This is a genomic window from Rodentibacter caecimuris (assembly GCF_010587025.1).
Classification (GTDB): Bacteria; Pseudomonadota; Gammaproteobacteria; order Enterobacterales; family Pasteurellaceae; genus Rodentibacter; species Rodentibacter caecimuris.
On the sequence record NZ_CP040863.1, the window covers coordinates 1,355,011 to 1,367,371 of the forward strand.

Annotated in this window: 22 protein-coding genes; 4 read left to right on the top strand and 18 right to left on the bottom strand. The window is 40.3% G+C overall.

All coding sequences use genetic code 11. The features are described 5' to 3' along the window. Positions 1-7: 7 nt before the first annotated feature. The 15 genes from rplO to FEE42_RS06895 all read right to left on the bottom strand — a co-directional run bounded on the left by rplO (position 8) and on the right by FEE42_RS06895 (position 6,743). Positions 8-442, bottom strand: coding sequence for a 50S ribosomal protein L15 (gene rplO, locus FEE42_RS06825; RefSeq protein ID WP_059366020.1), 435 nt, complete (start codon positions 440-442; stop codon positions 8-10). A 3-nt stretch (positions 443-445) separates the two neighbouring features. After that, entirely contained in the window at positions 446-625 is a 180-nt protein-coding gene (gene rpmD / locus FEE42_RS06830) for a 50S ribosomal protein L30 (RefSeq protein WP_005543631.1), read from the bottom strand. Positions 626-631: 6 nt separating this feature from the next. Continuing rightward, entirely contained in the window at positions 632-1,132 is a 501-nt protein-coding gene (gene rpsE, locus FEE42_RS06835; protein ID WP_059366021.1) for a 30S ribosomal protein S5, read from the bottom strand. A 14-nt stretch (positions 1,133-1,146) separates the two neighbouring features. Continuing rightward, positions 1,147-1,500, bottom strand: coding sequence for a 50S ribosomal protein L18 (gene rplR, locus FEE42_RS06840; RefSeq protein ID WP_018356923.1), 354 nt, complete (start codon positions 1,498-1,500; stop codon positions 1,147-1,149). A 13-nt stretch (positions 1,501-1,513) separates the two neighbouring features. Next, positions 1,514-2,047, bottom strand: coding sequence for a 50S ribosomal protein L6 (gene rplF, locus FEE42_RS06845; protein WP_059366022.1), 534 nt, complete (start codon positions 2,045-2,047; stop codon positions 1,514-1,516). A 15-nt stretch (positions 2,048-2,062) separates the two neighbouring features. Continuing rightward, positions 2,063-2,455: a 30S ribosomal protein S8 gene (gene rpsH / locus FEE42_RS06850; protein ID WP_059366023.1), complete on the bottom strand. Its 393-nt coding sequence runs from the start codon at positions 2,453-2,455 to the stop codon at positions 2,063-2,065. Between the two features lie 36 nt (positions 2,456-2,491). After that, complete coding sequence (rpsN, locus tag FEE42_RS06855; protein WP_005701877.1) at positions 2,492-2,797, bottom strand: 30S ribosomal protein S14; 306 nt, start codon at positions 2,795-2,797, stop codon at positions 2,492-2,494. A gap of 11 nt (positions 2,798-2,808) precedes the next feature. Then, positions 2,809-3,348, bottom strand: a complete 540-nt coding sequence (rplE, locus tag FEE42_RS06860) for a 50S ribosomal protein L5 (protein WP_018356926.1) — start codon at positions 3,346-3,348, stop codon at positions 2,809-2,811. A 17-nt stretch (positions 3,349-3,365) separates the two neighbouring features. Beyond that, a complete protein-coding gene (rplX, locus tag FEE42_RS06865; RefSeq protein WP_059366024.1) occupies positions 3,366-3,677 on the bottom strand; it encodes a 50S ribosomal protein L24 in 312 nt (103 codons plus the stop codon). 13 nt (positions 3,678-3,690) lie between these two features. Beyond that, positions 3,691-4,062 carry a 50S ribosomal protein L14 gene (gene rplN, locus FEE42_RS06870; protein WP_005548786.1) on the bottom strand — a complete coding sequence of 124 codons (372 nt, stop codon included), beginning with the start codon at positions 4,060-4,062 and terminating at the stop codon, positions 3,691-3,693. A gap of 163 nt (positions 4,063-4,225) precedes the next feature. Beyond that, the gene (locus tag FEE42_RS06875) at positions 4,226-4,513 is read right to left on the bottom strand and encodes a DsrH/TusB family sulfur relay protein (RefSeq protein ID WP_164027983.1); all 288 of its coding nucleotides are present in this window, start codon (positions 4,511-4,513) and stop codon (positions 4,226-4,228) included. A gap of 9 nt (positions 4,514-4,522) precedes the next feature. Next, complete coding sequence (tusC, locus tag FEE42_RS06880; protein WP_164027984.1) at positions 4,523-4,882, bottom strand: sulfurtransferase complex subunit TusC; 360 nt, start codon at positions 4,880-4,882, stop codon at positions 4,523-4,525. Next, entirely contained in the window at positions 4,879-5,259 is a 381-nt protein-coding gene (gene tusD / locus FEE42_RS06885; protein ID WP_164027985.1) for a sulfurtransferase complex subunit TusD, read from the bottom strand. The genes tusC and tusD overlap by 4 nt, the downstream gene beginning before the upstream one ends. Beyond that, positions 5,259-5,921 (bottom strand): helix-turn-helix transcriptional regulator, encoded by a 663-nt coding sequence (locus FEE42_RS06890; RefSeq protein ID WP_164027986.1) that lies wholly within the window; start codon positions 5,919-5,921, stop codon positions 5,259-5,261. The genes tusD and FEE42_RS06890 overlap by 1 nt, the downstream gene beginning before the upstream one ends. Positions 5,922-6,020: 99 nt before the next feature. Further along, a complete protein-coding gene (locus FEE42_RS06895; RefSeq protein WP_164027987.1) occupies positions 6,021-6,743 on the bottom strand; it encodes an FKBP-type peptidyl-prolyl cis-trans isomerase in 723 nt (240 codons plus the stop codon). A gap of 91 nt (positions 6,744-6,834) precedes the next feature. On the opposite strand from FEE42_RS06895, the gene FEE42_RS06900 reads away from it, so the two are divergent. After that, positions 6,835-7,056: a SlyX family protein gene (locus tag FEE42_RS06900; protein ID WP_059366030.1), complete on the top strand. Its 222-nt coding sequence runs from the start codon at positions 6,835-6,837 to the stop codon at positions 7,054-7,056. A 43-nt stretch (positions 7,057-7,099) separates the two neighbouring features. Here the strand turns inward: FEE42_RS06900 and FEE42_RS06905 are convergent, their stop codons facing one another. The 3 genes from FEE42_RS06905 to FEE42_RS06915 form a co-directional block, all read right to left on the bottom strand. Next, positions 7,100-7,582: a hypothetical protein gene (locus FEE42_RS06905; protein WP_059366031.1), complete on the bottom strand. Its 483-nt coding sequence runs from the start codon at positions 7,580-7,582 to the stop codon at positions 7,100-7,102. A 127-nt stretch (positions 7,583-7,709) separates the two neighbouring features. Then, positions 7,710-9,119, bottom strand: a complete 1,410-nt coding sequence (locus FEE42_RS06910) for a multicopper oxidase domain-containing protein (RefSeq protein ID WP_059366032.1) — start codon at positions 9,117-9,119, stop codon at positions 7,710-7,712. Beyond that, positions 9,112-9,852, bottom strand: coding sequence for a 1-acylglycerol-3-phosphate O-acyltransferase (locus tag FEE42_RS06915; RefSeq protein WP_059366033.1), 741 nt, complete (start codon positions 9,850-9,852; stop codon positions 9,112-9,114). Before FEE42_RS06915 ends, FEE42_RS06910 begins: the two co-directional genes overlap by 8 nt. A gap of 86 nt (positions 9,853-9,938) precedes the next feature. On the opposite strand from FEE42_RS06915, the gene lpxH reads away from it, so the two are divergent. The 3 genes from lpxH (at position 9,939) to FEE42_RS06930 (ending at position 12,320) form a co-directional block, all read left to right on the top strand. Further along, the gene (gene lpxH / locus FEE42_RS06920) at positions 9,939-10,649 is read left to right on the top strand and encodes a UDP-2,3-diacylglucosamine diphosphatase (protein WP_059366034.1); all 711 of its coding nucleotides are present in this window, start codon (positions 9,939-9,941) and stop codon (positions 10,647-10,649) included. 134 nt (positions 10,650-10,783) lie between these two features. Continuing rightward, on the top strand, positions 10,784-11,329 hold the full coding sequence (locus FEE42_RS06925; protein ID WP_059366035.1) for a carboxymuconolactone decarboxylase family protein: 546 nt from the start codon (positions 10,784-10,786) through the stop codon (positions 11,327-11,329). 193 nt (positions 11,330-11,522) lie between these two features. After that, positions 11,523-12,320 (top strand): formate/nitrite transporter family protein, encoded by a 798-nt coding sequence (locus FEE42_RS06930; protein ID WP_164027988.1) that lies wholly within the window; start codon positions 11,523-11,525, stop codon positions 12,318-12,320. Positions 12,321-12,361: the final 41 nt, after the last annotated feature.

The following is a 12,361-nucleotide window of genomic DNA, read 5'->3' on the forward strand; positions in this document are numbered from 1 at the left end:
TTGCTAATTATTCCTCAATTGAACCGCCAGCAGCCTCAATTGCTGCTTTCGCACCTTTAGTCACACGTAAACCGCGAACAACTACTGCAGATTTCAACTCGCCTGCCAAAATAACTTTAGCAAATTGAATATCCTTGGTTAAAATATTTGCAGTTTTTAGTGTTTCTAAAGTTACCACACCGTTTTCTACTTTATTCAAGTCATTCAAACGAACTTCTGCAGTAACGGCAGCTTTCATTGAAGTAAAACCAAATTTTGGTAAACGACGGTACAATGGCATTTGACCACCCTCAAAACCTCGACGAACTCCGCCACCGGTACGAGATTTTTGACCTTTATGACCACGTCCACCAGTTTTACCTAGACCAGAACCAATACCACGACCAAGGCGTTTAGAACTATGTTTTGCGCCTTCAGCCGGGGATAGAGTATTTAAACGCATCTCTTACTCCTCTACTTTAACCATGTATGAAACCTGGTTAATCATTCCACGTACTGCTGGTGTATCAATTAACTCAACTGTGTGGTGCATATGGCGAAGACCAAGACCACGCAAGGTAGCTTTATGCTTCGGTAAACGAGCAATCGAACTACGAACTTGTGTTACTTTAATAGTTTTAGCCATTATCAATTACCCCAAAATTTCATCAACGGTCTTACCACGTTTCGCAGCAACCATTTCTGGTGATTTCATGTTTGCTAATGCATCAATAGTTGCACGAACAACATTAATTGGGTTGGTAGAACCGTATGCTTTCGAAAGAACATTACGTATACCAGTAACTTCTAATACTGCACGCATCGCACCACCAGCAATGATACCTGTACCTTCGCTAGCCGGTTGCATAAATACACGAGAACCAGTATGAACACCTTTAACCGGGTGTTGCAATGTACCTTCATTTAAAGCTACATTAATCATATTGCGACGAGCTTTCTCCATCGCTTTTTGGATCGCTGCCGGAACCTCGCGCGCTTTACCATAACCAAAACCGACACGGCCGTTACCATCACCAACCACAGTCAATGCGGTAAAGCTCATAATACGACCACCTTTTACAGTTTTTGATACACGGTTTACTGCGATTAGCTTCTCTTGCAGTTCACCAGCTTGTTTTTCGATGTTTGACATCTAAATTTACCCCATTAGAACTGTAGACCAGCTTCACGAGCAGCGTCCGCTAAAGTTTGGACACGTCCATGATATTTAAAACCGGAACGATCAAAAGCAACTGCCTTTACGCCTTTTGCCAAGGCACGCTCTGCAACAGTTTTACCTACTACAGCAGCAGCATCTTTGTTACCAGTATATTTTACTTGCTCACGAATTGCTTTCTCAACAGTTGAAGCAGCGGCAAGCACTTCTGAACCGTTTGGTGCAATAACTTGTGCATAAATATGACGTGGAGTACGGTGAATAACTAAACGAGTTACACCTTGCTCTCTCATCATATAGCGTGCACGAGCTGCACGACGGATACGAGCTGATTTCTTATCCATAGTGTTACCTTAATTATTTCTTCTTAGCCTCTTTGATACGTACCACTTCATCAGAGTAACGTACCCCTTTACCTTTATAAGGTTCAGGACGGCGATAAGCGCGAATATCTGCTGCAACTTGACCGATTAACTGCTTATCAGCACCTTTCAATACAACCTCTGTTTGAGAAGGGCATTCAGCAGTAATACCTGCCGGCAAAGTGTGCTCTACCGGGTGGGAATAGCCTAAACTTAATGCAACTACGTTACCTTTAAGTTGTGCTCTGTAACCAACACCAACCAATACTAATTTTTTAGTGAAGCCTTCATTAACACCGATAACCATTGCATTAACTAATGCACGAGCTGTACCCGATTGAGCATTCGCCTCAACAAAACCTTCACGTGGAGTAAAAGTTAGTTGACCATTATCTTGTTTAACTTCAACTGAATTATGAATTGTGCGAGATAACTCGCCATTTTTACCTTTTACTGTTAATAACTGACCGTTAAGTTTAACCTCAACACCGGCAGGAATATTAACAGGTGCTTTTGCAACACGAGACATTTTCCTACCTCTCTATTAAGCTACATAACAGATGATCTCACCGCCTAAACCAGCTTGACGAGCTGCACGGTCAGTCATAACACCTTTAGATGTAGAAACAACAGCAACACCTAACCCGCCCATAACTTTTGGTAATTCGTCTTTACGTTTATAAATACGAAGACCAGGACGGCTTACACGTTGGATACTCTCTACAACCGGTTTTCCTTGGAAATATTTTAAAGTAATTTCCAACTCAGGTTTTACACCTTCTGAAACTTTAACGCTTTCGATATAACCTTCAGCAGCTAACACATTGGCAATTGCCACTTTTAGCTTGGATGAAGGCATACTGATCGCAACTTTGTTCGCAGCTTGACCGTTACGAATTCGGGTCAGCATATCTGCGATTGGATCTTGCATACTCATTGTACTTTTTCTCCGATTCCAAAATAAAGTGGTATATTACCAACTCGCTTTTTTAAGGCCTGGGATTTCACCACGCATCGCAGCTTCGCGGACCTTAATACGGCTTAAACCAAACTTACGAAGAACGCCATGTGGACGTCCTGTTTGGCGGCAACGGTTACGTTGACGGGACGGGCTAGAATCGCGTGGTAAAGTTTGTAACTTTAATACCGCATTCCAACGATCCTCGTCAGAGGCATTTACATCAGAAATGATTTTCTTTAACTCTACACGTTTAGCATAGAATTTTTCAGCCAATTTAACGCGTTTTACATCGCGTGCTTTCATTGATTGTTTAGCCATGATAACCTGCCTTATTTACGGAATGGGAAATTAAAGGCAGCAAGTAGTGCTTGACCTTCTTCATCATTCTTAGCAGTAGTTGTGATAGTGATATCTAAACCACGAACACGATCTACTTTATCGTAATCGATCTCAGGGAAGATGATTTGTTCACGCACACCCATGCTGTAATTGCCACGACCATCAAATGATTTCGCACTTAAACCGCGGAAGTCACGAATACGTGGAACAGCAATTGTAATTAAACGTTCAAAGAACTCCCACATACGCTCTCCGCGTAGTGTCACTTTACAACCGATTGGATATCCCTGACGGATCTTAAAGCCAGCAACAGATTTACGAGCTTTAGTTACTAAAGGTTTTTGACCGCTGATTGCTGTTAAGTCCGCTACTGCGTTGTCTAGCAATTTTTTGTCGGTCAATGCTTCACCCACACCCATATTCAGGGTAATCTTTTCGATTCGTGGGACTTGCATGACAGATTTGTAGCCGAATTTATTTTTTAATTCGTTTACTACTTGATCTCTGTAGTAATCATGCAGTTTCGCCATCGCATTACTCCAGTTTGTTAGATAATTTCATTGTTAGATTTAAAGAAACGTACTTTTTTACCTTCTTCGAATCTAAAACCTACACGATCAGCCTTATTCGTTTTCGGATTAAAAATCGCAACATTTGAAACATCAATTGCCGCTTCTTTTTTCACTAAACCGCCAGCCTTGCCTAATGCAGGAACCGGTTTTTCATGCTTAGTGACAATATTAATGCCTTCAACAAATACTTTACCGTTTGGTAACACTTTGGTTACCTTGCCACGCTTGCCTTTATCTTTACCGGCAAGCACGATTACTTCATCGTTTTGACGAATTTTTGCAGCCATTTGTCACTTCTCCTTACAGTACTTCTGGTGCCAAAGAAATGATCTTCATAAACTTCTCAGAACGAAGTTCACGAGTCACAGGTCCAAAAATACGAGTACCGATTGGTTGCTCAGTGTTATTATTTAAAATGACACAAGCATTGCCATCGAAGCGAATGACTGATCCATCTGGGCGACGAACACCCTTCTTGGTGCGCACAACAACTGCTTTTAACACATCACCTTTCTTTACTTTACCGCGAGGAATCGCTTCTTTTACAGTAATTTTGATGATGTCACCAATTGCAGCATAACGACGGTGCGATCCACCTAGAACCTTGATACACATTACGCTGCGAGCGCCTGAGTTATCAGCAACATCCAGCATAGTCTGTTCTTGGATCATATTAGTGCTCCGTTAAGTTAAAAAAAACACCCTTTCGGGACGAACCTACTTACATAAGCATAAGACAGATGTAAGAGGTTGCGGAATATAGCATAAAGGACTAGGTGAATCAATAAGATTTATAGATAAAATGTGAAAAAAATCTGAGAAAAAACAGGTATTTTTATAATGCCATCTGAGGGAAATACTCTGCTGTAATATCGACTAAATCCAATAAAGAAATTAATTGCACCGTATTCTCTTTCGGTAAAAGTGCGGTCAAATTTCTTGCTAGAATATCTTGTTCCAATGCAAAACAATGCGCTTTACAATGCTTAAAATGATTGGGGTGTTTTACCATCAATAACACGGCGTCTTGCCAAAGCACAACGGCATCGCTTTCCGTCATCAAAGACAGATAACTCATTAATTCTTCTTTATCGTAATTGGCCTGAGAAAAACAATAGAGCATAACTATCCCTTAAAATGTTAGCAATTTCTCTGCTTGGTTCAGCTTAGCGAGTAATAAAGTGCGGTCAATTTTTTTTGCCGATATGATAAGGTTATCCTCTACGATCCCCAATTTATCAAGCGTTTTTCGACAAATAAAACGCTGTTTGATATTGTATAAATCCAATAACTTAAAGGTGCGGATAAAATCTTTTTGTAATAATTGCTCCAGTTGTTGCCCATTCAACAAATTAAGCACACCATCATCAATAAAAAACACACCGATGTCCTCTTCATCACAAAATGCCGTTGCAGCTAATAAGGCATCGAGCCCTTCTCGTGAAGAAGATATGCCATGGGGAGCGGAACGAAATAAAAAAGCCATTTTCATAATGTGATGACTCTATCGGCGTTTAATGTTGCAGTCATAAACTCCCCTAAGCCTGTAATTACAAACCCTTCTGCCAGATTATGATTATTCTTATTTTCTGCCGTCATTTCATTTACCACTCCGCGACGTTGTGAGGCAGCCACACATAAGTATAAAGGCACGCCATATTTGGTAGAGAAAACCTGCCAATATCGTTGTAAATTCACTTCATCAGCGGCAGGGTAAACAAAGCGATTACCATTGCTCACCCCATCTTGGAAAAAGAAAATTTGTTTAATGCTATGCCCTTTTTCAATTAAGGCCTCTGCAAATTGATAAGCAAGATAAGCCCCTTGCGTACCGTAAATAGGGCTTTTTACCGCGAGTACATAGTTCATTATTCTTGCTCTTGTTTAATTTGACGAATGTAAAGATAAACCGTATGACGAGAAATATCCAAACGTTCCGCCACTAAATTGATCGCATCTTTAATATCAAAAATCCCTTTTTCATATAATGAAATTACAATTTGACGATTTTTATTATTATTTGCTACCGAGCGATCTGCATTAACTTCCTCAATAGTTTTTTCAACGGTTTGCGAAACCAAATCCTCCATAGAGTTAGCAAAATTCACCGAAGAGGTTTCTTCTGCCTCAATAGTAGGCATAAAAGATTGAATAAATTTTGAAACCGGTACATCAAGATTAATATTAATACACAACAATCCTATTATTCTTTGGTTTTTATTACGAATTGCAATGGTCACGGATTTCATCAAAACATTGCTTTTTACTCTTGTAAAATAAGGCTTTGAGCCCCCTTCACTTTGCATATTATGCAAAGATCGCAGCGCTAAATCCGTAATAGGAGAACCCACTTGGCGATTAGTATTATGCCCGTTAGCAATACAAATAGCGGAATGTTCTATATCGTCTAGGGAATGCAAAACAATCTCACAATGCTCACCAATAAGTGCGCTCACACCATTCACTACCGCTTTATAAGAATTCAAAATGGTATGATCTTCATCTGTGAAAATATATTCGTCATGTAACATGAATAAGTTCCGAATCTACGCTAAAAAATAACCGCTCTTTTGCGAGGGAGGGTAAGAATAAAACATAACCAAAGGCTATGTTTTATTCAATTTGATAAATTATTTATCTTTAGGATTTACATCCAATACTTCTACTTCAAAATACAGCGTTGAATTTGGTGGGATGGAAGCACCTGCACCCTGTTTGCCATAAGCTAAATCAGGAGGAAGCACCAACTCAATTTTGCCGCCTTTTTTCACTAATTGAAGCCCTTCAGTCCAACCTTTTACAACTTGATCTAAACGAAACTCCGCCGGTTGACCACGCACTACCGAACTATCGAAAACTTTACCGTCCGGTAATTTACCGGTGTAATGGACTTTCACCGTATCCGTTGGTTTAATCACCTCGCCTTTTCCAGCCTCAACAACACGATATAACAAACCGGATTTTGTGGTTTTTACGCCCTCTTTTTTAACAAACTCAGCACGATATTTATCTCCCTCATCTTGTGCCTTCTGTGCAATTTCTTTCATTTTCGCTTGTTCGCGAGCAACGATTTTTTGTTGAAACCGTTCTAAAGTTTGTGTCAATTCATCAATCTTTTCTTCGGTAAATTTACCTTTCAACACATCTTCTACCGCTTTATTCACTTGGGCTTCATTTAACTTAATCTCGCCTTGTTCTGCCATTAATTTTGCTTGCGTCATAGAATAGGCGGTTAAGGCATAGGATACATCATCATTAAATTTCACATCCGCCTTTTCATCTGCAAAAACTGTTCCGGAAACAACCGCACTTATGATTAATGCAGTGAAGGAAAACTTTTGAATTTTTAACATTTTTATTAATCCTTTATAATAGAAAAGCAACGAATAGATTAAATCGGATTTAAGCTATTCTCAACTTTTTTTTAAATATTAGAGATAAATCATGCAAATTCAACAAATGTTAGAAAATCGCATTGCCGAACTTGAAATGAAAGTGGCATTTCAAGAACAATTGTTAGAGGAATTAAACCAAGCGTTAGTTCAACAACAATTTGATATGGATAAAATTCAACTACAGTTGCGTTATGTAGCGAATAAATTGAAAGATTTCCAACCCTCAAATATCGCAAGCCAAGCAGAAGAAACTCCGCCGCCGCATTACTGAAAAAATGGATAATCAACAATATGATTATCCATTTTACTTGTGATTATTTTACTACGCTAAACGGTAAGTCTTTATAAACTTTCCCCATAATTTGTATTTGAAACTTATAGTTACCAAGTGGATCAGACTCGTCAAAATACCAACATTTTACTAAACGTTTACCGCTATCCAACGTCCCTAATCTACCACGAATAACATTCACTTTGCCGTCTTTTGAAGTTGATACTTGAGAACCCCTTGCCTCAATCACTTGTTTTTCCGGTGCTTTTAGAGTTTCTATCGTGCTAACCATTTCAGGAAATTGACCCTCAGCAACCCAACACAGCCAAAGGTTGGGTTGACTACGCGATAATACGGTCGTTTTTAGATCGGTAAAAGGCTTTGTTGAAGCGTCAAACACAGAAAGATAAATTTCCGGTGAAACCATTTTTTTCTCTTTTTGATTATCAGACGTTTTAGCCTCCACCACATTTATCGCACCAAATAGCAGAGCTACAGTAGAAATTAAACCGAGTGTTTTATTCATCTCTTTTCCTTCAATTAAAAATAAACTAAAAATTATTCACAAACTCGCTGACTCGTTTGTTCCCCCCTATCGGGGCAGCAGTTGGCAAAGCCAACGTTCAAAAAATGTTGTTTTTTATAACCGCACTTTATTGCACAACCATCATACCAATGCAGCCGATATCGGCAAGCATAAGATTTGATGCGCCAAAAATAAACGGATAGTTATTAGAGGAAAACTGATCAAAGCGTACCAAAATTTGTGTTTTACCTCTTACCCACACCGTATCTTTCCAAGCTAATTCATTGTCTTTCGATACACCGTTTGCATCGCGCTCTACAATGAATTTTGCTCCTTGGAGGGTAAATCCAACCGGTAAAGAACTAGTCAGAATCCACCGTTCAATCGAACCTTGTTTTGCCACCACGTCCACACGACGCGGATCAAAACGTTTTTGGTTAATTAAACCGCTTGTGACATCCAAAACAAATGTTCGTTCCCGTTCAATTTTCGTATTTAACACAGATACGGCATCGGTTTCAAATTTCACATCCATTTTCTGCGCAAAAGCGGAAAAATCACCTTGGGGCCGTAGTTCTAACACAGTATTCTCTACTAATTCGCCATCAGAGGAAAAAACCTGTTTTACCTTGTCAAAAATACCCCGTTTATGCCCTGAAATGAGCGAAACATTTCCTCCCTCACTTAAATTAATTAAGATCTCTGTCCGCTCACCCGGAGCCAAAATAAAAGATTTCACCACGTTACCTTGCGGAAGAAAACCTAAATCTTTTGCAATCACCGTGATATCTTGGTCATTATCCAAACGCAGATCATAAGCCCGAGCTAAAGAAGCATTGAGCAAACGCAATCTCACCCAACCACGCGGCACGTCTAAATAAGGGGCTTCCACCCCATTGACTAATAAACGGTTCCCCACAAAGTGCGGTTGATTTTGTCTGAATAGTTGTAACCCTTCACTATTAAATTCCATATCCTGTAAAATCAATGGAATATCATCCACGCCGTATTTACGTGGAAGTGCTGATTTAACGCTTTGTTCATCTTCAATCAACCACATTCCCACCAAGCCACGATAGGTTTGATACGCAGAGTTAGCCAATGTCGCAGAACGATACCAACAAGTCGCTGCCGGTTGCTCAATCGGCACAATCGGAGCCCAAGATTCACCTTTTTTAAGTACACGGGCCGCCCCGCCAAACAACTCACCGGAAGCCTGTAAACCTTGGATAGAAAGAGAAACATGTTGAGGTAAATTATTGTGATAATTAAGTTTTGCAAAACTGCCCGACTTAATTTTGATTGTCGGCCCTAAATAATTGCCATTAAAGCCCCATACGCTAACTTGATGTTTGCCGTCTAACTGATATCCCGTTTCTTCCATCGTCAAAATAATCGGGCGACCGCGACGAACCTCAATCAACGGCGGCACCGTCAATTTTGCACGGCTTGCCGCCATTAAAGGAGCGGGTACGCAGGCAAGTGCGGTTGAAATTGCCGTGCTTTTTAAAAAACGACGGCGTGAAAGTTTAGGCATTCATACTTTCCTTTTCGATTTGTGCGATTTCAGCATCTAATTCGGCAATGCGTTTTTCCATCACATCATGACAATATGCCGCTAAATCCCGAACCGTTTCTTTGCTATAATTGCGAGTATCAATAGGCTCCATCATTTCACAAATCACGTTGCCGTTATCCCAACGATTTAAATCAATTTTGTTATGTGTCGTGGAACAAACCACCGGAATAATCGGCACTCCCGCCGCTACCGCCGCATAAAACGCACCGGTTTTAAACGGTAACAAACCGCGTCCGCGACTACGTGTACCTTCCGGAAACATCCAAATAGAAAGGTTATCCTTATTAATCCGTTCTGCCAGCCGGGTCATTGTGCTATGGGCTCTCGAGCGATTTTCTCTATCAAGAAAAATATTGCCCGTCACCCAATACAAAATGCCAAAAAACGGTATCCAAATCAGGCTTTTTTTTCCGACACTCACGGTACGAGGCTGCACCATATAAGAAATCGTCACCATATCGTAATTATTTTGGTGATTACCAATATAAATCGCCCGTCCAAGGTTTTGTTTATTTTTCGGGAAACGGTGTTCCACCTGTAAACCGAAAAGCGGATACAAACGCCCGAACCAACGCGCCATCACACCCACATTACTTGGGTTTTTAAAGCGAATAAATGAATAAATTGTGCCAAGCACACAAATTAAAATACAACAAACCACCACAATGAGGATTCGAGCCAGTTTTAACATATCAATACCTATGAGAAAATTTCGCAAAAGTATAGCAAATTAGAAGGGATTTTGTGCTAATCTAGACAAAAATTTACGGAAATTTTATGAAAAAGACTTATTTCATTTCAGATCTTCACCTGAGCGAAATCCAGCCCAAATTGACCGCACTTTTCTTAGACTTTATGCACAATGTTGCCCCAACTGCCGAGGCGGTTTATATTCTCGGTGACTTATTTGATTTTTGGATTGGTGATGACGAACAATCGCCATTAATCGCTCAAGTAAAAAGAGCCATTAAAAATATCACGGAAAAAGGCATTGCCTGCTATTTTATCCACGGCAATCGGGATTTTCTTATCGGTCAGCGTTTTGCCAAAGAAACCGGTATGGTCTTATTACCTGATTATCAACTTATTGATCTTTACGGCACGCCGACACTGCTCTGCCACGGCGACACGCTTTGCATTGATGATGTGAAATACCAACAATTCCGCCAAAAAGTCCATCAAAAGTGGCGACAATGGCTGTTTCTCCATTTACCCTTAAAAGTGCGGTTAAAAATTGCGGAGAAAATTCGAGCAACAAGCCGCAAAGACAAAGCACAAAAACCTGATGACATTATGGATGTTAATCAGTCTTTCACTTTAGCCAAAATGCAGCAATTCAATGCTCCACTCCTGATTCACGGGCATACCCACCGTGAAGCGGTTCATCAATATGATGGCAAAAAGCGCATTGTATTAGGTGATTGGCGAACTGATTACGCCTCAATTTTAGTATCGGAAGAGAATGGCGAAATTTATTTCCTAAAATAACACCTCAAGTGTTGCAGATCATCTTTTCACACTTATAACTTTTTCATCTATCAAATAGCCTTTATTTCTTTCCAAAAGCCAAACTCCTCACGTACTATCAATCTGCAAGTGATTATTATGAGAGGAGTTTTTTTATGTCGCAATTTTCCATTCACACTATTGAAAGCGCACCAGAAGAAGCAAAAGATGCATTAACTGCGGTTAAAAATGCCAATGGATTTATTCCAAATTTAATTGGTGTATTAGCCAATGCTCCGACGGCTTTAGAAACCTACCGTACCGTGGGCGGGATAAACGGTAGAAACAGCCTTACCACAACAGAACGGGAAGTCGTACAAATTACGGCAGCAGTGGTGAACGGCTGTGGGTTCTGTGTTGCAGGCCACACTAAAATTGCCTTAAAAGTATTAAAGTTAGAGGAAGAATTAGTGAATCAAATTCGTGCCACCGCACGTATTGAGCAAGATCAGAAATTAGATACACTGGCACGCTTTACCCTTGCCGTCATACTACAAAAAGCCAAACTAACACCGGCACAACTGCAAACTTTCTTTGCTGCGGGATACACCCAACAAAATGCTATTGATGTGATCTTAGGTGTCAGCTTGGCTACATTGTGTAATTACGTTAATAACATTGCCGACACGCCGCTTAATCCTGAACTTCAACCTTTTGCATAGGGATTAATGTCTTAACGACGGCAGTAGATCTCGTTACCGTCTGTTATTCATTTTCGTTATAACCAAATATGACGAGATAGAAAATAGGGACTGTGCACACTTTATTTTTTGCCTGCATTATCAAAACTACACAGTCCCCATACTTTCACCTTTTCATTTTTCACCCCGTTACCCGTTAATAAAAGGAATCACTATGACACAACGAGACCTTTATCCCCATGAAATTCTACAAGATGTCATTGACAAGAGTTATGCCAAATCACAAGGTCATCTAAAAACCTTAACCATATTAAGCTTTTTAGGCGGCGGTTATGTGGGTTTCGGTTATATGGCTTATCTGAAAGTTATCAGCGGTATCCCATCCGAATGGGGCGGACTTGCCACCCTGTTAGGAGCGGCGGTATTCCCGATTTGCTTAATTTGTATTCTCATCGGTGGCGGTGAGCTTGCGACGGGAAATATGATGATGATGATGGCATTAGGTCGTTTAAGTAAGCTGGTAAGCCTTAAAAAACTCACACGAAACTGGATTATCGTTAGCCTTGGAAATCTTGCCGGCGCACTCTTTATGGCATTTTTCTTAGGTCATTACGTGGGATTAACCGAAGGGGCTGCTGCCTCTAAAACAATAGCCATTGCCGAAGCGAAAGTGCAAATGGATTTTTCACGGGCATTTATTTCTGCCATTGCCTGTAACTGGATGGTTTGTATGGGTATTTGGTTTTATTTTGGTGCAAAACAAACATCGGGTCGAATTCTTGCTATGTGGTTTCCTGTGATGATCTTCGTCCTTATCGGCTTACAACATTTCGTCGCCAATATGTTTATTATTCCGGCGGGAATCTTTGCCGGCGCAAAGGTAACATGGGGTGAATTCTTCTTAAATATGATTCCGGTTTTTCTCGGCAATGTTACCGGTGGCGCGGCGTTTGTGGGAGCTTCTTATCTATACGCTTACCGTCATTTATTGAAAGAAGACTATCAGATCTAGATGTCATAAAGTGCGGTTAAAATCAACCGCACTTTTCATTT